Consider the following 22,490-nt stretch of genomic DNA (forward strand, 5'->3'; position numbering starts at 1 on the left):
ACAAAATTAATAAGCTTTTGGAGAAAGTAATGGCGACTCATTTTGATTATATCTGTATCGGCGGCGGCAGCGGCGGCATCGCATCAGCAAATCGTGCGGCAATGTACGGTGCTAAAGTAGCGCTTATCGAAGCTCAAGACCTTGGCGGTACCTGCGTAAACGTTGGTTGTGTGCCAAAGAAAGTGATGTGGCACGGCGCGCAGGTTGCAGAAGCAATGAACCTGTACGCAGAAGACTACGGTTTTGATGTAGATGTAAAAGGTTTCGACTGGAGCAAACTGGTTGAGAGTCGTCAGGCTTACATTGGTCGTATCCACCAATCTTACGATCGCGTTCTTGGCAACAACAAGGTAAACGTTATCAAAGGCTTTGCTAAGTTTGTTGACGAGAAAACGGTAGAAGTAAACGGTGAACACTACACCGCAGATCACATCCTGATCGCAGTGGGTGGTCGTCCAACGATTCCAAACATCCCAGGCGCAGAATACGGCATCGATTCAAACGGCTTCTTCGAGCTAGCTGAGCAACCAAAACGCGTTGCAGTTATTGGCGCAGGTTACATCGCGGTTGAAATCGCTGGCGTTCTGCATGCACTTGGTACAGAAACGCACCTATTCTGCCGTAAAGAATCACCACTACGTAGCTTCGATCCAATGATCATCGAAACGCTAGTAGAAGTGATGGAAGCGGAAGGCCCAACGCTACACACCCACTCTGTTCCAAAAGAAGTGGTAAAAGAAGCAGACGGCAGCCTAACTCTGCACCTAGAAAACGGTGAAAGCCAAAACGTTGATACCCTAATTTGGGCAATCGGTCGTCACCCAGCGACTGACGCCATCAACCTAGCATCAACTGGCGTTGCAACGAACGACCGCGGCTACATCAAGGTAGACGAATACCAAGAAACGAACGTGAAAGGCATCTATTGTGTCGGTGACATCATGGAAGGCGGTATCGAGCTAACACCTGTGGCTGTTAAAGCGGGTCGTCAACTTTCTGAGCGTCTGTTCAACAACAAACCAAACGCGAAGATGGATTACGATTTGGTTCCAACCGTGGTATTCAGCCACCCACCAATCGGCACTATCGGTCTAACGACTCAAGAAGCAGAAGAGAAGTACGGCAAAGACAACGTCAAAGTCTACACGTCTGGCTTCACTGCGATGTACACCGCGGTCACTAAGCACCGTCAACCATGTAAGATGAAGCTAGTATGTGCTGGCGAAGAAGAGACGGTAGTTGGTCTACATGGCATCGGCTTTACCGTTGATGAAATGATTCAAGGCTTCGGCGTAGCAATGAAGATGGGCGCAACCAAAGCAGATTTCGACTCTGTTGTGGCTATCCACCCAACGGGCTCAGAAGAATTCGTGACGATGCGTTAATCACGCGCGAATCGCTTTGCGGATTTAATCAGATAAACAAAAGGGTCATCAATGACTTGATGACCCTTTTTCTATTCACGTTTTCCAACGTTTGGGGGTGTTTCGGAGCTGTTTGCGCGTTTTACTTAACTGCGCGAACCAATTCTGCAATACCTTCCCAATCGCCGTTGTCCATCATAGCGGTTGGAACCATCCAAGTACCGCCACAAGCGACAACGGATTTCAGCGCTAGGTAATCTTCCACATTAGATGGGCTGACGCCACCCGTTGGCATGAACTCCACTGGATAAACCGCAGTCAGTGCTTTAAGCATGTTTACGCCACCTGATGGTTCTGCAGGGAAGAACTTCAGGGTACGTAGACCCATTTCCATCGCTTGCTCAACCAAGCTTGGGTTATTCACACCCGGAACGATAGCAACATTGCGTTGCTGACAGTATTTCACTGTGGTTGGGTTGAAACCTGGGCTCACGATGAAGTCCACACCCGCTTCAATCGCGATGTCCACTTGCTCTGTTGTCAGTACGGTACCAGCACCGATCAGCAGCTCTGGGTACGCTTCACGCATGATGCGGATCGACTCAGCCGCCGCTTCAGTGCGGAATGTTACTTCCGCACATGGTAAACCGTTTTCTACCAACACTTTTGCCAGTGGCAGAGCGTGTGCTACATCGTTGATTGCGATAACTGGGACGATTTTGATTTCTCTTAATCGTTGTTCAAGTGTTGTCATGGGTAACCTCTAAAGAGTAAAGCATAATGTTGCTACGATAATAAATGCGATACCACCAAGTAAAGTTTCCATTATCGTCCAAGTTTTTAGCGTGATCTTCTCATCCATATTTAGTAAACGAGATACTAGCCAGAAACCAGAGTCGTTAAAGTGAGAAAGTACCGTCGCACCGCCTGCGAACGCAATAACGATAAAACTAGGTCTCACTCAAACCCGTTGTTACTGCTACCACTGGCGCGATAAGTGCTGCGGTAGTGGTTAGCGCTACGGTTGCTGAGCCTTGAGCAACACGTAGACAGGTAGAGATAACAAACGCAGCTACGATCACCACAGCGATCTTTATTCGAGTCTTTTTGGCTACCGATTCTGGATTACGCATATAGCAAGAAACCGTCATCTTCGTTACGCCAACCTTATCGACTATATCCTGTAGTGTTTTTTTGTTTTGTTGAACCACTATTTAATTTGTCATCCTTAATGTTACGAGTAACATCATGAATACTTGCCTGCCCTCCGACAAGCCATCACTCATCGCAATCGGCATCAAAATGCAACAGATCATCCATTAAAAAGTGACACAACTATCAATAATAGAAAAGAACTGATATTTGATAAATATTTGAAATACAATACCAAATTCAAATAGTTTGGAAATGAAACAAAGTGCAGTCCGCATCTAGCGAAACCCAGATTTACTATCACCTGCTTGAGCTGGACGACTCTCAGAAGCAGCAATATCTCGATAATCTGCGTCTAACTCAGCCGGATCTCTATCGCCAAATAACACCTCTTTTGGTCAGTGATACGGCGGATGAACAACTGACCCAACTGCTAGGCTTCGGCGCGCATCAGGCCACTAACCAAGAGGTCGATCTTCGTGGTGAGATTGTCAGTAAATACCGTCTGACCCATGAGTTGGGACGCGGAGGCATGGGTGTGGTTTATGCGGCACAACGTGCTGACGAGACGTTTGAACAAGACCTAGCGATCAAGTTCATCCAAGCCAATCTCAGTAATGTTTTGGACAAACGCGCACTGTTTGATGAAGCTCAACTACTGGCGCGCTTAAACCATCCTTATATTGCAAAGGTATTTGATGGCGGCCTGCATGACGATTCCGTTTATATTGTGATGGAACGGGTATTTGGCCAAACCTTGGACGCTTACCTGAACGCCCCCCCCATGGAAGAGGATGACAAATTGCTGCTGTTTAAGCAGATTTGTCAGGCAATGGAACACGCCCACCAGCATCAAGTTCTACATGCGGACCTCAAACCAGAAAACATCCTGATTGATCGCAATAAACGGCCAAAGTTGATCGATTTCAACCTGACGCAAAAGGTGCAATCAAACAGTGATGATTCGTCTCCTGCCTTGATCGCCTTCAGTGAAAAATACGCCAGCCCAGAACAGCAAGCCGGAGCGTTTTTGACTGAGCAAAGTGATGTGTATTCACTGGGTAAGATTCTGGCGCTGATGTTTCCTGATCAGCCAATGTGGTCAGATATTTATTGGCTAGTGAGACGCGCGACACGAACCAAAGCGAAACAGCGCTACCTCAATGTTCGCGCGCTGCGCCAAGATATTGAATGCATTTTGGAGCGCCACCCAATTGAGCAAAAGAAGCACTGGCCGCTGTACAGCACGCTTCGTTTAGTACAACGCCAACCGCTGCCATCGGTGTTGTTCGCAATCTTAGTATTATCTGGCTTGCTGTTTGGTAACACGCTGATTCAAAAAAACATACAACTGCAACAAGAGAAGAAGATTGCAGAAGACATTATGTACGAAGTAACGCGCCTTGTCTTTCATGCCAAGGGGCAAAACGTCGAGCAAATGTCCGTCAGTGCCATGATGGAGCTGACACGCAGGCGGATTCTGTCTAACCCTGATATCCCCAAACACATAAAACAGAAAATGTTGTTGGCGATGATGACACCGGTGCCAGAGAAGCGCCTTACTAAATCAATAATTTGTCAGCCAAATTGTGCGCCAAAGGATCGCCCCCAACAGTAAGACTAAACAAGAAAAAGGCTTAAAAACAAAGATGCACACACGTTCCGTTACGATCTGGCTGTCTGCTTTAGCGATAGCGCCAGCATGGGCAAGCTCAACTTCTGCGACTCCCTCGCTAGAAGCGACAACGCCGACCATAAAGCAAGGTTTCTTCATCGATTCACCGGTGACTGGTCTGTATTACAAAACCAGTTCCAACCTTTCTGGCCACACCGATAAGGGCGCGTTTCAGTATCGCCCTGGCGATGTCATCAGCTTCTTCCTCGGCAATGACGATAACGGCTACTTGCTCACCACGATGTCGAGCCAGGAAGTACTCACGCCAACCATGGCAACCACCAAGCCAAGTCGCAGTATCAATATGACCCGCTTGTTGCTTTCTCTCGATAGCACACCAGAAAATCGTCAAGAGATTGTGTTAGCCAACAAGGTTCTCTCTGACCCAGCCTTCCAAGCGCAACTCAAACGCCTCGATCTCAATGTCATTGATAATGCCAAACATCAGCTCAACTTAGATTGGGTTTCGGTACAAGAAGCGGTGGAGCATCTCAATGAAAGCCAAACCTATATTGAGAAAAACTTTGCTTCGAATGAAATCATCTTTGAGCCCAAAAACGTGCGCTTTAAGAACATCATCATCAAGAAAAAGGACTGGCAAGGCCGCGCTTGTGCATTTGATATTCGTTACCAACATCATCCACGTTATCGCCCACCAATCGGTGAGGTTAACTTCACCATCACTGAAGAAAATCTGATCCAGCACCCAAGCGTGGGGGACTATTTCCAAGGCTGTTTCTTAGCGCTCAATCAAAGCGTCACCGAAGACATTATCGAACCAATTGAAAAGTTCTCAGAGTGGGAGAGCTTTGTCGGCTGCGCGGATACAGGTTGCACCCGCAATGACCTAAATGGCTTCTCGCTGGAAGATTATGATGATGAAGGCGACTGGAAATATCGCTCGGTCGCACTCAACTTCGATCCAAATACCCAACTGTTGATGGAAAAAGTGCAAGGTTTGGGACCAAATGAACACGTTAAACACCACAACCGCACTGAAATGCTGTGGTTTACCTATCCTGATTCGGTTGATAACCAAATAGCCTACCAAGGTGTGTGGCAGCAAACTCAATACCTACAAGACTCGATGAAACAATCGTGTCTTCTAATGCGCCATAACCAAGTATTGCGTTTACCTGTCGATGCCGTTAAATGCCCTACAGATATCAGCCTATACACCCAAGACGTCACTAACGAATACTTAGATATGTGGTGGGTCAACAACGATCAGGAAAACGCCGAATTAGCACAGATGAACGTGATGGTTCGCTGGTCACCCGCCCCTTCAGAAATCAACTACACCACGTGGGAATACCTGCCAGCAGGCAAAACGTGGGAGCAAGGCATTTTGTATCGTTACCAGCAAGACATCAGTCGTAATCGCGATGGCTCTGATCGTATCGAAACCCATTCTATCTCTGAGTTTGTAAAAGTAAGTGAGGACGTATAGCCATGGCTTCTAAATCTACCCTGACGCAAATCATCCAGCAGTGGCAAGCCGGCGATAAACAGGCGGAAAGTGAGTTGTACCAATTCGCTTACCTACAGCTGCGTAAAATCGCCCAACAGGAACGTGAACGCAACGCAGAGAAATACGGCACCGACAACAAGGTACTTTCAGACAGCGTAAACAGCACCACGGCGCTCATTCATGATGCTTATTTGAAAATGTCTAACTGCGACATGAGTGAGATTGAAACCAAGCGCGACTTCTTCTTAATGGCAGCCAAAGTGATGCGCCAAATCTTGATCGACAACGCTCGCGCCCACCAAGCGCAGAAGCGCCAACACATCACCTTGATGAAGGAGGAAGAAGATCGCTTCGAGCAACTCATCATCATGGATAAAGCGCTCGACAGCTTCAGTGTGCGTTATCCGCGCCAGTCTAACGCTTTGAAGCTCAAGTACTTGATGGGTATGAAAAACCAAGAGATCTGTGAACTGCTGGAATGCAGCGCCAGTTTGATTGAAAAAGACTTAAAGTTTTCACGCAGTTGGCTGCACTCAAGAATGGCGCACGCGTAACATCATGACAAAAAAATACTGGATTGCAGGCGCACTAGGTATCTGCTTGATGGCAAGCTATTGGCTTTCAGATGAACAAACGACAGCTGTCGCTGCCAATATCAAACCTGCACAAAATAGTACTGATAAGAAAGACGCCGCTCATGGTGAGCGCACTTCTTTGATTGAAGTAAAACAAGCTTTAACCTCGTCAGCACTAGAGCGGAGCAACGATCTCGCCTTTGAAAAAGCTCTCGAATCAACCTTGTCAGAGCATCCTGAACAGGTTCCAGATGCTTTTGGATCATCGGTGGTCAATTACTCCGGAAGTCTGACTCAAACCTACGTTAGCAACAACCCAAACCATGATTCGACAGACAACGGCAAACCGATCATTAACCTTGCGGTGGAACAGCAGCTTCAAACCATCATCTTTGGTTGGGAGCTAACACAGAACAACCCGATCAACTATTCGCTGGGGTTAGAGCAGCTGTTTGAAGATCCAGAAGGCGACCTTCTCACCACCCGAATTTGGTTGGAAAACGCCAATGGGTTAAGTGTCCTTAATCAAGGACAAATCATGCTGCAAGGCGCACCAAAGTCCTTCAACCAAACGACCTATCTGGCTGTATCGGCTCGTGATGACCACCATGGGACAGAAGACCATGCTTGGGTAACAACACGCTTTGAGCTACCAGCAGTAATCGAAGAACAAAATGATACCGAGCACCCTCTCATTGATGGCATTGTGTATCGCCTGGAAACCACAAACTTACTTGGTGGGAAAAAATACGCCTATGAAGTGGTGTACTGTGAGGCATTCAAATTTGTCGAAGAAGAAGTCTTCTATGCGGCTGCCAACAACAAAACCCATTGCCCTGAAGAGCATGAATTAAAGAAAGTCGGTCAGTATCAGATCAGCGATGAATCATTAATAGTGCAAACAAGCGACTCACAACAAATCTGGACCACCAAAAAGGTCTACACCTCACGCGTACACAAAGAAACCGAAAACTACTTCATCACCGTTTTCGACAATAATCGCTTCGAAAGCTACACCATGCAGAAGAACAAACGATCAATGGAAGAGCGTTTGAACGTCAATACAGGAGAGAAGCTGTATCAATCCGCCCGATTTGATCTGCTCATTCCGACTGCCGGTGGTTACCGCCATGCGCTTGCTGGTAACTATATTTTTGACCGACGCTTCGCTCAAGGTAATGAGTATTACGACGGTTTCGACTCAGATCTCAACATAGTCGCGTCTAATAGCGACTTATTTGCTCATGAATTCTGTCAGTTTTGGGACACCTCAATCATCGCTGGTGAAGGGATGTTTAGCGATGTAATTTCATACTCCAACAATACCTATTGCGCGACTGCTCCTAAACCGTCGGCATACGCTTATGTCTATTTCAACAATGACTACCATGCCAATGACGTTTTTCTTCAGGGTGAAGCTTACAGCTACATCTTGCGCCCACTTCCTCAATACGCCAATAGCGTAGAGGAGTTGAAAATGAATATGATTTATTACGACCCTATTGGTTCAAAAACCAATCACAAATGAGTAAAAGGTCAAAATAAGTATCTGTATTAAATAGCAACCACCTCAAGCCGCTATTCACACCACTAATCAACGCCACAAAAAAATATTCAAAGTTTTTTTACGGTTTTTTTGCGGCTTTTCGTGTCTTGAAGCCGCTTCCAAAACCGATCCAAAATGCGCTGCTTTTTCAATCTCACTAGTGAGATTGAAAGATAAAACGATAAAACGCGACTTTCTCATTCGGAAACGAAACAAGGATTAAAACAATGAATAAGGTGAGTTTACTAGCAGCGTCAGTGGCTATCGCGCTAGCAGGTTGTGGTGGTTCAGATGGTGGTTCAAAACCTGTTGAAGCTCGTGGCATTGTAATTACCGCAATTGATGGTTACCTACACAACGCAGAAATTTGGGTTGATAAAGATGGTAACCTTGCAAACGGCTGTGAGCTCAATACAGAGATCGTGACTAACGAAGACGGTAAAGCAACAATCAGCAAAGCCGACTTTGCTGGTATGAACGTATGTATCAAAGCGGTTGCTGGTAAAACCATCGATAACGATCGTGGCCTGGTAACTAAAGGGTTTGACCTAGCTTCTCCAGCAAGTGAAGACAACAACATTATTGTTAACCCAATGACCAATATGGTTGTTGAGCAAATGAGCGCGAACAGCGAACTGACACAAGAGCAGGCTGAAGAAGCGGTTGTAGCTTCAATCTCCACGTCAATTACTGGCGCAGACTCTGCGATGATTTTTGGTGACTACCTTGCAAGCTCATCGAATGAAGCAAAAGCACTAAAAGTTATCGGTGAAACACTGGTTGACAATAATAAGTTAGATGTAGAAATGCAACTAGCCATTTCAACTGAAGTAGCAACCGAAGCAAACAAAATCCTTGAAAGCACGCCTGAAGACCTAAATAACTATGCACCCGTTGTAGACATAACAGATGGTGTCGTTACAGTTAAACCAAACAGTCGCCCAGTTGCAAGCACGATAGCTCCAGTTGAGATGATCTTCGGTGACGCATGGCAGACTATCGACGTGACGGACAAGTTCAGCGACGTAGATGGCGATAAGCTAACCTACAGCATGATCGAGCTAAAAGGTAACAGCAACGGTCTTCGCATTGATGCGAACACAGGCGTGATCTCTGGCACTCCTAGCAAAGCGGGCCAATTCCTATACCAAGTGTTCGCAGAAGATGAACACGGCTCACTGTCATACCCTACTAACTTACAAGTAACCATCACCACACCAAACTCAGCGCCAACGGTTGAGCAAAGTGTTGAATCAATCCTGAAAGACACCTTTGCTGAAGAGCGCTTCACCCAAGGTCAAGAGATCGTCGGCGCTGTGTACGATGTGACTGGCCTATTTAAAGACGCAGATGGTGACAAATTAACCTATGGCGTTGCTGGTGCGCCAGCGGGCGTTAACGTTACGCTAACGGCAGATGAGCTGATGATCACGGGTACCCCTTCCACATCCGGCAGCTTCACCATCACGCTTTCAGCAACCGACGGAGTTCACGAGCAAGCGGCTGAAACCACGATCACCCTGACCGTTGAAGAAGCAAAAGTACCAAGCTTCGGCTTTAATGAAGCCAAACGGATCACGCTAGAAAGTGAAATCAAAACCAAACTGGGTGAGTTGACGCAAAACCAACCAATCACACCAGTAACGCTTGAGACCACACTGAAAGACATCTTCCCTGCGCAAAACATCAACATCCCAGTTGAATACTTTGCGGGTATGAACACATCCAACAGCGATCACCAAACTTCAATTGATGGTATCCGTGTGGATGTCACTGACGAAGGTGTTTTATCGCTAAGTGGTACACCAACACAAGCAAGCGAGAACGGCGTGTTCTACATCGCAGCTGGTATCTACGTAGACCAAGCGGATGAAGTGGTTTCATCAATGGAGCAAGTTAAGCTTCCAGTGGTGAAAGCCGATGAAACGCAGCCATCAAATACCCTAACAAGCTTCCTTGTTAACGGTAAACTGCCTGAATATGTCGCGAGTATGAACGAAGCTCTGTTCAATTCGGACGGTGGTGTTGAAATGTTCGCTGGTGATTACTCATACAACGACGAAGAAACCACGATTGAGGGCAACAAAATCGTTCATACCGAAGGCTACGATGAATTTCTATACATCGGTAGCAACAACAACTTAGCTGTTGCTTATGTTGCTACAGGAGATCAGGATCTGGTTATTTGGTCTCATGATAACATCGACCACGCTGCACCTGCACAGGCCGTTCCTGACAGGCTAAAATCAGGGGTGTGGATTTCACTAATGGACGACGCTGGCTCTGCTAGCCCTGAGATGATGTCGCTCACATTAGATATCGGTAACAAAACATGGGATGATGGCTCTCTAAGCATCACTTACACTGAAGGGAACAAAATCTTCTACACATTCGAATCTTACGACGGAGTATTCGAAGAAACTTGTAAAGTGTTATCAAGTGATGAGAAATTAATTGCGATGAGTTGCCAATGGATGCACGATGGTGGAGACGGTCTGAAGACGAATTACCGCCTCTTCACACAGGATCAAGCTTTGGCTTCAGAATTACTCAACCCTTAGTGATATGAAGGCGATACGCCTTTTTAACTGAGTTAAACTATCGTTCTTAAAGAGCTCGCCATGCGAGCTCTTTTTATATCAACTTAACTAAAGACGATCACTTCACACACATCACATTCAACAGTGATGTGCCCGTTAGTTGATTCGGCTCTCGATCCGCAAACAACCCTTTTCTATCTTTGCCCCAGTAAGGCAGTTGCATCGGCCAGCGGTTTTTCTCCATGACGCCAGATTGACGCAGTGCTTTAAATTCACCAACCGTCGCAAGCGTCATCCCCATCACTTGGCACACTTTCTCCGACGTCGAGTAATCTAAACGATTCCACGGTTTACCATGCTCCATGTAAAACTGGTTTTGGTTGTCTGAGAAATAAGGCACGGCATACGTCACCCCTTGCCATTGTGTTTCTAAGCGCAGTTCAACATTGTTGCTGTTTATGGCTGACTTGGTCGCACTTTGGGCAACTGCCGCCGATTTCGCTTTAAATGCATCGGTATCAGGACGAGTTACCGATGCTCTCGGTTTAGGGGCGACTTCAGGCTTTTTTGCAACTGGCTTGGGGGCGGGTTTGGTCTGTTTCTGGGCTTTCGCACCCGACTTGTTGACGACTCGAATAAAAGCGTCTTTATAATCCGGCAAGGTTTTCACGCGATGTAAATCTTCCTTTGCCTCAGAAAAATCTAAATACGGTCCAATCAAACAGCGATAGTCATTATTTTCTCGCTTCATCCACACATCAGTCGTGATCTTGCTGTAAATCGGTTTGGCATTAGCAAGCGGCATCGGCTTAGGCAGCAAACCACACTGGATCCAGAAAAAATCATTGCCTCCCTGCGGCACTTTTTTTCCCCATAACCCTTTACCAATCGGACAAGATTGCTCAAGCACTGGCAATTCTTTATGACTGGCTTGTGATGCATCACAGAGCACGTCATTGGCCAATGCTGGCGCAGAAAACTGGCCGCACACAAGTAGCAGCCCTAAGCTCAGACTGAATTGAACAATACGAGGTGAGTGGTGTGCCTTCTTCATTTTCATACGCTTCACTCTAAACAGATAAGATGCAAAATTACTAGGGTATACAAAGTAGTAAGCAAAAAAAGAGCCGGATTTTTATCCGGCTCTCAGTTTAGGAAATAATCAACGCGATAAGCAATGACTTGGTTGGCTTTTCTTAACCTTTATACAGTTTTGGGTTAAACACATCACGTAGCCAGTCACCTAATAAGTTGATAACCAACACTAAAGTAACCAGAACAATACCCGGGAATGCAGTGATCCACCATGCACCGGAGAAGATGTAGTTAAAGCCGATGCTGATCAACGCACCTAATGACGGCTGATCGACAGGAAGACCCAAGCCGAGGAACGACAGCGCCGCTTCCGACATGATCGCGTTGGCAACCTGTACGGTCGAGATAACCAAGATTGGCGATAGACAGTTCGGCAAAATATGGCGGAACATGATACGCGGTGCTTTAAAGCCCATCACACGTGCTGCCTCTACGTATTCTTTTTTCTTCTCTGCCAATACCGAGGCACGAATCGTACGCGCATATTGCGGCCATTCTGCCACACCAATGATCACCACCAGCATAACGACAGCATATTGGCTGTAGAAATCACTGCCAAAGCTGGCTTTGAAGATGGCCGATACAATGATCGCCACCATCATGGTCGAGAACGACAGCTGCACATCCGCAAAACGCATCAAGAAACTATCAATACGACCACCGAAATAACCCGCAGACAGGCCAATGATGATACCCAGAATCAGCTGCAGACCTACCGCTAAAAAGCCGATAGTCAGTGATAAACGCGAGCCATATAGAATGGTCGATAAAATATCACGACCTTGCTCATCGGTGCCGAGCAAGAAACGCTCTTCTCCTCCCTCCATCCATGATGGTGGGAGCTCAGAATCCATGATGTCGATAGACGTTAGGTCATATGGGTCTGTCGGTGCCAAAATTGGGGCGGCCAACGCCAATACCAGGAACATCATAAACACCGTAAAACTGGCCATCGCCACTTTGTCGCGTTTGAAGTAATACAAGAAGTCCGAGTTTTTAAAACGCTCCCACGCGGACGGTGCGGATTCAGGAACGGCCGTTACATTTGATTGGCTCATGATTAAGCTCCTTTTCCAGTTAGATTCACAGTTGGGTTGATGATGCCGTACAGCAAGTCAACGATGGTATTGGTTACCACGAAGATCAGACCAACAAAGATAACGTAGGCAGTGATCAACGGTGTATCGACACGGTTGATTGCCTCAAGGAAAAGGAAACCCGTACCCGGCCATTGGAACACGGTTTCAGTAAGAATGGTGTAAGCCACCATAGTACCAATCTGCACGCCACCGACCGTCAGTACTGGTAGCATGGTGTTTTTAAGTGCATGTTGGTAATAAATTTTATTTAAGTTCAAACCTTTTGCTTTAGCGAACTTGATGTATTCCGAGCTGAGTACTTCCAGCATTTCAGATCGAACCAAGCGGATAAACAGCGGTAGCATGATAGACGCTAGTGCCACACACGGCAGAATTAAGTGTTTGAGACCATCAATGGTGAAGAAGCCGGATTCCCAGCCGAAGACATTTGCGGTTTCTCCTCGCCCGTAGGACGGTAGCCAGCCCAGCTCAATGGAGAAGACGTACATCAGCATGATCGCGGTTAAAAACACCGGGATCGAGATACCAACACTACTCATCGCCATGACAAATTTGGTAAAAATGCTCTTCGGATGAATTGCGGAATACACCCCAAGAGGAATCGAGAGAAGAATAATAATGAGCGTCGCACCAAACACGAGCTCAAGCGTTGCGACCAGCTTATCGAGGATCACCTCAACCGCAGGTCGTTTGAAAAAGTAAGATGTACCTAAGTCACCTTGTAGCGCATTGCCCACAAAGCGAGTGTACTTTGTGATAAAGGGATCGTTCAGGCCCAGTTCGTCACGCAGCGCTTGACGCTCCGCTTCTGAAACCGATTGACCTACAAGCTCACGCAGCGGGTCACCCAGGTTATCCTGAATGGCAAACGCCACCAAACTGATCACAAACATCACTATCAGTGCCTGAAACAGGCGCTTGACCAGAAACGAAAACATTCCTTGCCCCTTAACTATCCATAGATCTCTATTCAGAGAGAAAATTCAGTCTAAAAAAAACTCAGTCCGACTGAAACAAAACTGAGCCGAGTGCTTTAAGTTGAGGAGGGACATCATCCCTCCCTCCTCAAAAGCGACCAACCGTGATTACTCAACCACTAGGTCACCGAAGTAAGGCATTACCATTGGGTTCACGATGTCTGCGGCTTTCACGTTAGACTTTGCGCCCCATGCTTCACTTTGCCAGTGTAGCGGTACGAATGCTGCGTCGTTGTATAGCGTCGCTTCTACACCTTTCAGCATTGCTGCACGTTTCGCTGGATCCGTTTCTACGTTCGCTGCTTCAACCACTTTGTCCATTTCTGGGTTTGAGTAGTAACCACAGTTGTACTGACCACGACCCGTTTCTTCGTTACGAGTCATAGTTAGGAACTCGTTGAAGTTCGCCGAATCTTCCGTATCTGAGTGCCAACCGATCATCAGCATGTCTGCTGCACATTTGTCGAACTCTGGCCAGTATTGCGCTTTTGGCATCGTCTTCAGATCAACCTTGATGCCGATCTTAGACAGCATTGCCGCCGCCGCTTGCGCTACTTTCGCATCGTTCACGTAACGGTTGTTTGGCGCGATCATCGTTAGCGTTAGGCCATCTTCGTAGCCCGCTTCTTTCATCAGTTCTTTCGCTTTCTTCAGATCGTAGCGAGGAACCAACTTGTCATCGTGACCCACGTAACCTGCTGGGCTTTGCTGACCAGCTGCCGTTGCGAAGCCTTTCATGATTTTCTTCACGATGCCTTCGTTATTGATTGCGTGAACAATCGCTTGGCGAACGCGAACGTCTTTCAGTGCTTCGTTGCTGTTTTGGTTTAGTTGGAACGTGATGATACGCGTACCAGGTAGCGTTACTAGGTCGATGCCGTCTGCATCTTTCACACGTTTGTGATCGTTTGGCGCAACAGGGTGAATCATGTCAACGCCGCCAGAAAGTAGTGCAGCTACACGAGTTGCGTCTTCTTTGATTGGTACAAGCGTTAGCTTATCAACGTTACCTTTCGACTCTTTGTCCCAGTAATCTTTAAAGCGTTCGAATTCCACTTTTACGCCCTGTTCACGTGAAGTCACAATGAATGGACCCGTGCCAGATACGTTAGTCGATGCAAATGAGTTACCGTGCTTCACTAGCTCAGACTTGTCTTTGCCGTCTTCTGTCTTACCAGAGTAGAACTTGCTGTCCATTGGGAAGATGTAAGTCGCCGTTTGCAGCACAAGTGGGTAAGGACCTTTAGTCACGAGATCCACTGTGTAGTCGTCAACCTTCACGATTTTTTCGTACGGGTCGAAGATCGCTTTGAAATCTGGAGAGCTTTGTAGACGTTCGAAAGTCCATACTACGTCGTCCGCCGTCATGTCGTTCCCAGAGTGGAAATTAACACCTTGGCGTAGCTTGAAACGTACCGTTGTATCGTTCACACGTTCCCAGCTTTCAGCTAGACGAGGTTCAAAGTCCATGTCTTGTGTGAAACGAACTAGTGGATCAAATACCATGTGTGACATTTGCAGCGTACCGCCTGATAGCTGCTCATGCGGGTCTAGCGATACTGGGTCAGCGGCGTAGCCAACTTTGATATCTGCTGCCAATGCGTTAAAGCTTAGGCCCGCTGCCATTAGCGCCACTGCTAATTTGCTTTTCATGGTTTTCATTTGCATAACTCCTTCATGCGGGAATTCGAATCCCTTGTTGTGTTTGCGTCTTTGTTATGACTAAGGTTTGTTGACCTTGATGGTCAGCCAAGCGAAAAACTTGGTTTATGCCGTTTTGATTTCTTCTCTCAAGCCTGTGAATTCAGGCATCAGAGAAATCAGTTTCTTGCTGTATTCATGCTGAGGAGCGGTAAATAGCTGCTCAGTTGGCGCCACTTCCAGTAGCGTACCCATCTGCATCACACCCACTCGGTCACACATTTGGCGAATAACCGGCAAATCGTGGCTGATAAACAGCATGGTGAGGTTCAGTTCACTTTGCAGATCTTTTAGCAAGTTCAGAATTTGTGCCTGTACCGATACATCCAACGCTGATGTCGGTTCGTCACAAATCAGTAGTCGAGGACGGGTCGCCAGTGCACGCGCAATAGAAATACGCTGACGCTGACCGCCGGAGAATTCATGAGGGTATTTCACGCCCGCCATTTTGCCCAAACCTACGTGATCAAGTAAGTCATTCACAATCTGACGCGTTTCCGCTTCATTCTTGGTGAGTTTATGGAAACGAATTGGCTCCGCGATGATGTCAAAAATCTTCATACGCGGGTTCATTGACGTGTATGGGTTTTGGAACACCATCTGCATTTGACGACGCAGTGGACGACGCTCTTTTTCTGATTTCAGCGCTGTTAGGTCAATGCCTTCAAAGCTGACTTGCCCTGAGTTTGGTTCATACAGGCCAGCAATCACGCGTGCGATGGTTGATTTACCTGAGCCAGATTCACCCACCAAGCCAAACGTCTCGCCTTCGTGCACTTCAAAGCTGACATTGTTCGAGGCCTGCACGTATTCACGGCGGCTTTCAAACAACGAATCTTTGGTCACGAATCGCAAATTCACGTTCTTCACGTCCAATAGAGGACCTGTGTACTCACGTTGGTCTTGGCTTTGGCCGAGCCAATGATTTTTAATGTCTAGTGGCTCCATCTCTGTCGCATCTTCGATGTAACTTACCAATGGGAAGCGATCGAGTTTTGCGTCAGAGCGAGGAACGGCAGAGATCAAACTACGTGTGTATGGGTGGTCCGGATCGCCTAGCACTTTTGCCGTTGGGCCAAACTCGACCAAATCGCCACGGTACATTACTGCAACACGGTCAGTGACGTTAGACACCACACCCATGTCGTGTGTGACCAACATACAGCCTACATTATTCTTGAGACACAACTCACGAATAAGGTTTAGGATCTGGTCTTGGATAGACACGTCGAGTGCTGTCGTTGGCTCATCGGCGATGATCAGATCAGGTTCACCGGCCAGCGCGATAGCAATAACGACACGCTGGCGCATACCACCTGAGAACTGGTGAGGGTACTGTTTTAGGCGGTTTTCGGGTTGGGGAATCCCAACTTGCTGCATCAGAGACAACGCACGTTGGTATGCCTCTTCATCCGACACTTTCATGTTGGCGTGGATGGTCTCTTTTAGCTGCTGCTCAACCGTAAATAGAGGATTAAGAGAGGTCATTGGGTCTTGGAAAATGAAACCAATCTTCGAGCCACGAACCTTGCGCATCGCCTCTGGGGACAGCCCAGAAATAATTTCGCCATCAAGGTACACATCACCACTCGCAATGCGACCTGGAGGGCTTAGCAAATCAATAACGGCGTTACCAACGGTGGATTTACCCGCACCTGACTCGCCAACCACTCCCACTATCTCACCCCTTTCAATATTAAAAGAGAGTGACTTCACCGCAGCATGGACACCGTGGCGTGATGGGTACTCAATACGAAGGTTTTTCACCTCTAATAGTGACATTTCAGACCTCTACTGCCTTGTCTGTGGTATCAAATCGCGCGACCTAGCGCCATTTATAACCTGAATGAATCCGTTCAAATTCAGAATAATACTCTGAAATTTTAATGCGGTGACAATTTGTCAAAGATCACACAAAAAAGCAACAATTAAAGTATATTCCGCCGAAAAAACATTAATTACACGCACAATAAACGAATAGAAATGCATTAACAAGTATTTAACCACTTTAATTATGCACTATTTTTGTGCGTCAATAACCATAATAAACAGAAATATGCTCCAAATTTAAACACAGCCTCTCATCCAATAGTATCCATACTATTCACAAGGATAAATTGACATTTGATAAACAAGATTCTGTTTAATGGCGATTTATTCGACACAAAATGTTACTAGCAAAATAGTCCGTACCAAAAAAAGCTAAAGGTCATGCGTGTGGCATGAACCTAAAACGTGAACACATCAGCAAAACAAATGAAATCGTTCACCCACCTCAAGTTATGCGTTTTTTATGCGGTTTAGTGATTACCCTCAAAAGCGCTCACTCTAAACATTCACCATAAATCACACCGTTCTTGCGTAAAGCAGACGAATAGAGAGACTGATTTCGCGCTTTACGCTGTTATTTTGATTGGGATAAGGGATAATCAAGGTCTAATCTCGAGTTGTGAATGAAGGAGCCCCTGTGCTTAAAGCGATTTTTTTTGATATGGACGAAACCTTATGTGGCACTTCTCAAGCCGACAAAGTCGCTGGACAAAAGTTTTCCGCTTGGATCCAAAAAACTTACCCACAGATCATTGATTCCGAAGCCTTTGTACAACGCTACTTACAAGGCGTATATAAAAAGCTAAATAACGAATTTCCTCACCTTGTTTCGTTACTGCCGGATGAAAATGCGTTCCGCTGTGGTCTGATCCAAACCGTTCTGGCAGAACATGGTATTCATATCGACACTGCACAAGCTCAACAGGCTCAACACTATTTTGATGCAGCTCGTATGGGGGCATTTACCTTCTTGCCGGGTGTGAAGGAAATGCTGATCAATCTTCGCCAGCACTACAAACTCGTGGTGATCACTAATGGACCTACCTTCTCCCAGTATCCGAAACTAAAAGCAACTCAAATGAGTGAATGGGTAGACTACATTATCGTCGGTGGTGAAGAGCCAGAAGAGAAGCCTGCTGCAAGCATCTTCCATAAAGCACTTAACCTTGTTGATGCGAAGCCAGAAGAAGCGCTCCATATCGGTGACTCTCTACCAGCAGACATCGCTGGCGCCAACAATATGGGTATTCTAAGCGTATGGGTTAACGCAACAGACTCGATAAACCCAACCGATATCAAGCCGAACTATGAAGTGAAAGAAACGGTTGAGTTAAACGAGATCCTAAAAACCCTTGCTCAATAACAAGCTAGATTAAAGAAACACAAAACCCTAGCCACCGCGCTGGGGTTTCTTTTGTCAGCTCGAAAAGCATTTAGATCATAGTTGGTCAAAAGCGCCTAGAGCTGCACATTTCTGGGAAGCTTGAAATTAAGTGCCCATTTTTGAAGATGACAAATGCCAAAAAGCCCCAGTCTTTCGACTGGGGCTTCAAATTGTAATCGGTAAAAAAGGATTCGACACGTCCGAGTTTCGGCGACAGGGCACCCTGCGGGCTGGCGCTCCACCAGGCTGGCGCTCCAGCCAACGCCCCTATGATCCCAAACATTCTAAATTTCAAATGTAAAAAAGCCCCAGTCATTCGACTGAGGCTTTAAATCGTAGTCGGTGAAGAGCCATATTCTAACTTCAGGCGAACCCCACTTGGGTTCAAATCCATGGATACATTGCCGACTAATGCAGTCCAAGCGATGTAATAAGCTCTAAAACGACGAAAGCCTGCTAAAAAGCAGGCTTTCTAATGATGGTCGGTGAAGAGGGATTCGAACCCCCGACCCTCTGGTCCCAAACCAGATGCGCTACCAAGCTGCGCTATTCACCGACTTGTGTTTCGTTTGATTATCTCAAATCCAACAGGACACTTCAACTAAAGAAGTCACCTTAAAATAATGGGGTGGCTAACGGGATTTGAACCCGCGACAACCGGAATCACAATCCGGGACTCTACCAACTGAGCTATAGCCACCATCAAATTTGTTTTGTTTACCGCTTTAGTATAGCCATAAACTAAATAGTGGTCGGTGAAGAGGGATTCGAACCCCCGACCCTCTGGTCCCAAACCAGATGCGCTACCAAGCTGCGCTATTCACCGACTTGTGTTTCGTTTGATTATCTCAAATCCAACAGGACACTTCAACTAAAGAAGTCACCTTAAAATAATGGGGTGGCTAACGGGATTTGAACCCGCGACAACCGGAATCACAATCCGGGACTCTACCAACTGAGCTATAGCCACCACTGAAATTTTTACCGATAACCTTTTGGCGAATGGTACGCCCGAAAGGATTCGAACCTTCGACCTTTGGCTCCGGAGGCCAACGCTCTATCCAACTGAGCTACGGGCGCATGCCCTATCGGCGGAGAGGAATAATACGGATATCACCCTATGGCGTCTAGTACTTTTTTTACTTTTTTTATCGTTTGGTCTCTTTTTCGACAGTTAGCCACCTGACAACTGGCTTTTTGGTGTGATTCACGCCCTGTCGTGGATAACTTGTGGTTTATTGCAACAACTTATCGGGATATAATCACCCATTATTTACATTGATTTAACAGCTGCGACGTTGTTGTTTAATCAATTTACGCCTCTCGAGAAAATTTTTACGAATATTTTTCGAACTGGTCTCAATACTCTAACTATATAAATAGGTAAGTCACTTACCTCGGGAATGTGAAGTGGGTTTAATGGATATGTCTCGACGAATGATTAGCGTTTTGTTCGCTGCCTTAACTTTTTCTACGGCAGCTTTAGCTTCTGACATCAGCCAAACTGAATACGATGCGATCGCAGAGCGCATCAAACCTGTCGGTGATGTGTATCTAGCTGGTGCAGAGCCTGTAAAAGCAGAGCCAACAGGACCACGCGATGGCGCTTCTGTTTACGGCACGTTCTGTATTGCTTGTCACGCTTCTGGTGTGAGTGGCGCACCAAAAACTGGCGATGCTGCTGATTGGGCTCCACGTATTGCTCAAGGCAAAGATGTAATGACCGATCACGCGATTCAAGGCTTCAACGCAATGCCAGCAAAAGGCTCCTGTATGGACTGTTCTGATGATGAAATCATTGCAGCCATCGACCACATGATCAAAGACCTATAAACCATCATTTAGAAATGAGAAAGGCTTGCCAAATGGCAAGCCTTTTTGTTTTGTGCCGTCATCGACGATAACGCTATTTCTTAAACATTGAACGTAAATTGGCGATATGTGCTTGTCCTTTCGCCATGCGCTCTTCTTGGGAGACTGGCTTTTTGTTGATTTCCCATTCCACATCATCAAATGGTAACTCATCCAAAAAACGGCTTTGGGTCGGTTTAATCAATTCACCAAACTGTCGACGCTCTTTACACATCGTAAAAGTCAGCTCGCGCTGCGCACGTGTAATACCGACGTACATCAAGCGACGCTCTTCTTCGACGTTGTCTTCATCAATACTGGTTTGGTGCGGCAATATCCCTTCTTCCGAACCGATCAAGTATACAAACGGGAACTCTAGACCTTTTGATGCATGAAGCGTCATTAGCTGCACCGCGTCGCTGTCTTCATCTTCCTCACCACGCTCCATCATGTCGCGTAGAGTTAACCGCTGAACCACTTCTTTTAGCGTTTTTTCTTCCTGATCGTAGTTATCCCCCTCGAGGTCCGACACGATCCAAGAGTAAAGCTCCGATACGTTCTTCATTCGCATCTCCGCCGCTTTTGGGCTGGCAGAAGTTTCATACAACCAGTCTTCGTAGTGAATATCTCGAACCAGCGAACGCACGGCTTCAACGGTGTCACCTCGCTCAGCTTGATCAGCGATCGCTACTAACCAGTGAGTAAAGCGGCGCAGGTTTTCCAATCCACGACCAGTAAGGTGCTGCTCAAGCCCCATTTCAAAACTGACTTCAAACAGACTCTTACCGCGCATGTTGGCGTAACTGCCTAGTTTTTCTAAAGTAACAGGGCCAATTTCACGTCTAGGTGTGTTCACAATACGTAGAAAGGCATTGTCATCATCAGGGTTCACCAGTACTCGCAGATAAGCCATGATATCTTTGATTTCTGAACGGGCAAAGAAAGACGTACCACCAGACAGCTTGTATGGCACTCGGTTCTGCATCAGTGACTTTTCAATCAAACGTGACTGATGATTCCCTCGGTATAACACCGCGTAATTTTTATACTCAGTACGATTCAGGAATCGGTGTGCAATCAACTCTCCGGTGACACGCTCGGCTTCATGCTCTTCATTTTTCGCCAATAGTACCTTGAGTTTTTCACCGTCTGGAATTTCTGAGAACAGAGATTTTTCATATACGTGTGGGTTATTGGCGATCAAGATATTTGCCGCACGCAAAATACGGCTCGTCGAGCGATAGTTCTGCTCTAGCTTAATCAAACGCAGATTTGGGTAATCTTCACCAAGCAGCACCAAATTTTGCGGCTTCGCCCCACGCCACGAGTAGATAGACTGGTCATCATCACCAACGACAGTCAAGCGCCCTCGCTCACCCACAATCAATCTTACCAATTCATACTGACTGGTATTAGTATCTTGGTATTCATCCACCAACAGGTAGCGAATACGACTCTGCCAACGCTGGCGCACTTCTTCATGATTTCGCAGCAATAATACTGGCATCAGTATCAAGTCATCAAAGTCGAGCGCGTTATAAGCCTTCATCTGCTTTTGGTACATCTCAAAGCAGAAAGCAAATAACTGTTGCTGCTCACCTTTTGCCTGCGCTTTAGCTTGCTCTGGCGACAACATGTCGTTCTTCCAATTAGAAATACAGCTTAGCAATTGACGTAACAAGTCTTTGTCTCCATCCAACTGCTTTTCTGTCAGTTCTTTTAGCAATGCTAACTGGTCTTGGTCATCAAATAACGAGAAACCGGACTTTAGCCCAAGCGCTTTGTATTCACGCTTGATGATATTAAGACCTAAAGTGTGAAAGGTCGAAACCATTAACCCTTTCGCTTCCGCTTTACCTAATGTTTGACCAACACGCTCTTTCATCTCACGCGCGGCTTTGTTGGTAAAGGTGACTGCTGCGATATTACGAGCCTTGTAACCACACTGCTGAACCAAATAAGCGATTTTATTGGTAATTACACGAGTTTTACCCGAACCAGCCCCTGCAAGTACCAAGCATGGGCCTGATACGTACTTAACGGCTTCGTCTTGTCTAGGGTTCAGCTTCATAACAATTCTCTGTGGGTGGAAATAGTGGTGCCTATGATAAAGGGGCGATCGTATGAAATCTACGGTCATTTTCACGTAAAGTTTACGCTGACATTTGCAACACTCTGTTGTATTTCCAACTAGGAATCAAGCTATAATGAATGAACGTTCATTCATTT

The 22,490-nt window shown here is 46.4% G+C and carries 15 protein-coding genes, 5 tRNA genes and 2 pseudogenes; 8 read left to right on the top strand and 14 right to left on the bottom strand.

Annotated features, from left to right (window positions below):
- Positions 1-29 precede the first annotated feature (29 nt).
- On the top strand, positions 30-1,385 hold the full coding sequence (gorA, locus tag ACVA54_RS18180; protein ID WP_099079120.1) for a glutathione-disulfide reductase: 1,356 nt from the start codon (positions 30-32) through the stop codon (positions 1,383-1,385).
- Positions 1,386-1,506: 121 nt separating this feature from the next.
- Here gorA and ACVA54_RS18185 read toward each other — a convergent pair whose 3' ends face one another.
- From ACVA54_RS18185 to ACVA54_RS18195, 3 genes and pseudogenes are all read right to left on the bottom strand, one after another.
- Complete coding sequence (locus ACVA54_RS18185) at positions 1,507-2,118, bottom strand: bifunctional 4-hydroxy-2-oxoglutarate aldolase/2-dehydro-3-deoxy-phosphogluconate aldolase (protein WP_446596769.1); 612 nt, start codon at positions 2,116-2,118, stop codon at positions 1,507-1,509.
- A 9-nt stretch (positions 2,119-2,127) separates the two neighbouring features.
- Positions 2,128-2,446 (bottom strand): annotated as a pseudogene (locus ACVA54_RS18190) (GntT/GntP/DsdX family permease); the annotation flags it as partial.
- Positions 2,441-2,575, bottom strand: a pseudogene (locus ACVA54_RS18195) (LacI family DNA-binding transcriptional regulator); the annotation flags it as partial. The pseudogenes ACVA54_RS18195 and ACVA54_RS18190, both read right to left, overlap by 6 nt.
- Before the next feature lie 206 nt (positions 2,576-2,781).
- Here ACVA54_RS18195 and ACVA54_RS18200 point away from each other — a divergent pair.
- The 5 genes from ACVA54_RS18200 (at position 2,782) to ACVA54_RS18220 (ending at position 10,344) form a co-directional block, all read left to right on the top strand.
- Complete coding sequence (locus tag ACVA54_RS18200; RefSeq protein WP_446649828.1) at positions 2,782-4,134, top strand: serine/threonine-protein kinase; 1,353 nt, start codon at positions 2,782-2,784, stop codon at positions 4,132-4,134.
- Positions 4,135-4,165: 31 nt separating this feature from the next.
- Positions 4,166-5,641: a chromosome partitioning protein ParA gene (locus ACVA54_RS18205; RefSeq protein WP_446642491.1), complete on the top strand. Its 1,476-nt coding sequence runs from the start codon at positions 4,166-4,168 to the stop codon at positions 5,639-5,641.
- Between the two features lie 2 nt (positions 5,642-5,643).
- Positions 5,644-6,216 carry a sigma-70 family RNA polymerase sigma factor gene (locus ACVA54_RS18210; RefSeq protein ID WP_005429961.1) on the top strand — a complete coding sequence of 191 codons (573 nt, stop codon included), beginning with the start codon at positions 5,644-5,646 and terminating at the stop codon, positions 6,214-6,216.
- 4 nt (positions 6,217-6,220) lie between these two features.
- Positions 6,221-7,765: a hypothetical protein gene (locus tag ACVA54_RS18215; protein WP_446649829.1), complete on the top strand. Its 1,545-nt coding sequence runs from the start codon at positions 6,221-6,223 to the stop codon at positions 7,763-7,765.
- A gap of 245 nt (positions 7,766-8,010) precedes the next feature.
- Positions 8,011-10,344: a putative Ig domain-containing protein gene (locus ACVA54_RS18220; protein ID WP_446649830.1), complete on the top strand. Its 2,334-nt coding sequence runs from the start codon at positions 8,011-8,013 to the stop codon at positions 10,342-10,344.
- 97 nt (positions 10,345-10,441) lie between these two features.
- Here the strand turns inward: ACVA54_RS18220 and ACVA54_RS18225 are convergent, their stop codons facing one another.
- The 5 genes from ACVA54_RS18225 to ACVA54_RS18245 form a co-directional block, all read right to left on the bottom strand.
- Positions 10,442-11,383, bottom strand: a complete 942-nt coding sequence (locus tag ACVA54_RS18225; protein WP_446644359.1) for an SPOR domain-containing protein — start codon at positions 11,381-11,383, stop codon at positions 10,442-10,444.
- 136 nt (positions 11,384-11,519) lie between these two features.
- A complete protein-coding gene (locus ACVA54_RS18230) occupies positions 11,520-12,476 on the bottom strand; it encodes an ABC transporter permease (protein ID WP_446596776.1) in 957 nt (318 codons plus the stop codon).
- A 2-nt stretch (positions 12,477-12,478) separates the two neighbouring features.
- Positions 12,479-13,456, bottom strand: coding sequence for an ABC transporter permease (locus ACVA54_RS18235; RefSeq protein ID WP_099079113.1), 978 nt, complete (start codon positions 13,454-13,456; stop codon positions 12,479-12,481).
- 147 nt (positions 13,457-13,603) lie between these two features.
- A complete protein-coding gene (locus ACVA54_RS18240) occupies positions 13,604-15,157 on the bottom strand; it encodes an ABC transporter substrate-binding protein (protein WP_446649831.1) in 1,554 nt (517 codons plus the stop codon).
- A gap of 105 nt (positions 15,158-15,262) precedes the next feature.
- Entirely contained in the window at positions 15,263-16,978 is a 1,716-nt protein-coding gene (locus ACVA54_RS18245) for an ABC transporter ATP-binding protein (RefSeq protein WP_446649832.1), read from the bottom strand.
- Positions 16,979-17,663: 685 nt separating this feature from the next.
- Here ACVA54_RS18245 and ACVA54_RS18250 point away from each other — a divergent pair.
- Positions 17,664-18,389, top strand: a complete 726-nt coding sequence (locus tag ACVA54_RS18250; protein ID WP_446619363.1) for an HAD family hydrolase — start codon at positions 17,664-17,666, stop codon at positions 18,387-18,389.
- Between the two features lie 500 nt (positions 18,390-18,889).
- Here the strand turns inward: ACVA54_RS18250 and ACVA54_RS18255 are convergent.
- The 5 genes from ACVA54_RS18255 to ACVA54_RS18275 all read right to left on the bottom strand — a co-directional run bounded on the left by ACVA54_RS18255 (position 18,890) and on the right by ACVA54_RS18275 (position 19,490).
- Positions 18,890-18,966 (bottom strand) — tRNA-Pro (locus ACVA54_RS18255).
- A 68-nt stretch (positions 18,967-19,034) separates the two neighbouring features.
- Positions 19,035-19,110: transfer RNA gene (locus ACVA54_RS18260), tRNA-His, on the bottom strand.
- Positions 19,111-19,159: 49 nt separating this feature from the next.
- A tRNA-Pro gene (locus ACVA54_RS18265) sits at positions 19,160-19,236 on the bottom strand.
- 68 nt (positions 19,237-19,304) lie between these two features.
- Positions 19,305-19,380 (bottom strand) — tRNA-His (locus tag ACVA54_RS18270).
- A gap of 33 nt (positions 19,381-19,413) precedes the next feature.
- Positions 19,414-19,490 (bottom strand) — tRNA-Arg (locus ACVA54_RS18275).
- A gap of 339 nt (positions 19,491-19,829) precedes the next feature.
- Between ACVA54_RS18275 and ACVA54_RS18280 the strand changes: the two genes are divergently transcribed.
- Positions 19,830-20,243 (top strand): c-type cytochrome, encoded by a 414-nt coding sequence (locus tag ACVA54_RS18280; protein WP_099079109.1) that lies wholly within the window; start codon positions 19,830-19,832, stop codon positions 20,241-20,243.
- Positions 20,244-20,316: 73 nt separating this feature from the next.
- Here the strand turns inward: ACVA54_RS18280 and rep are convergent, their stop codons facing one another.
- Positions 20,317-22,332 carry a DNA helicase Rep gene (rep, locus tag ACVA54_RS18285; protein WP_099079108.1) on the bottom strand — a complete coding sequence of 672 codons (2,016 nt, stop codon included), beginning with the start codon at positions 22,330-22,332 and terminating at the stop codon, positions 20,317-20,319.
- Positions 22,333-22,490: the final 158 nt, after the last annotated feature.

The organism is Vibrio sp. PNB23_22_6 (genome assembly GCF_052877535.1).

Excerpts from the sequence above, each read along its gene's own strand:
- ACVA54_RS18240 (WP_446649831.1), bottom strand. The coding sequence starts at position 15,157 with ATGAAAACCATGAAAAGCAAATTAGCAGTGGCGCTAATGGCAGCGGGC.
- gorA (WP_099079120.1), top strand. The coding sequence starts at position 30 with ATGGCGACTCATTTTGATTATATCTGTATCGGCGGCGGCAGCGGCGGC.
- ACVA54_RS18220 (WP_446649830.1), top strand. The coding sequence starts at position 8,011 with ATGAATAAGGTGAGTTTACTAGCAGCGTCAGTGGCTATCGCGCTAGCA.
- ACVA54_RS18230 (WP_446596776.1), bottom strand. The coding sequence starts at position 12,476 with ATGAGCCAATCAAATGTAACGGCCGTTCCTGAATCCGCACCGTCCGCG.
- ACVA54_RS18205 (WP_446642491.1), top strand. The coding sequence starts at position 4,166 with ATGCACACACGTTCCGTTACGATCTGGCTGTCTGCTTTAGCGATAGCG.
- rep (WP_099079108.1), bottom strand. The coding sequence starts at position 22,332 with ATGAAGCTGAACCCTAGACAAGACGAAGCCGTTAAGTACGTATCAGGC.
- ACVA54_RS18215 (WP_446649829.1), top strand. The coding sequence starts at position 6,221 with ATGACAAAAAAATACTGGATTGCAGGCGCACTAGGTATCTGCTTGATG.
- ACVA54_RS18280 (WP_099079109.1), top strand. The coding sequence starts at position 19,830 with ATGGATATGTCTCGACGAATGATTAGCGTTTTGTTCGCTGCCTTAACT.
- ACVA54_RS18245 (WP_446649832.1), bottom strand. The coding sequence starts at position 16,978 with ATGTCACTATTAGAGGTGAAAAACCTTCGTATTGAGTACCCATCACGC.
- ACVA54_RS18225 (WP_446644359.1), bottom strand. The coding sequence starts at position 11,383 with ATGAAAATGAAGAAGGCACACCACTCACCTCGTATTGTTCAATTCAGT.
- ACVA54_RS18235 (WP_099079113.1), bottom strand. The coding sequence starts at position 13,456 with ATGTTTTCGTTTCTGGTCAAGCGCCTGTTTCAGGCACTGATAGTGATG.
- ACVA54_RS18210 (WP_005429961.1), top strand. The coding sequence starts at position 5,644 with ATGGCTTCTAAATCTACCCTGACGCAAATCATCCAGCAGTGGCAAGCC.
- ACVA54_RS18185 (WP_446596769.1), bottom strand. The coding sequence starts at position 2,118 with ATGACAACACTTGAACAACGATTAAGAGAAATCAAAATCGTCCCAGTT.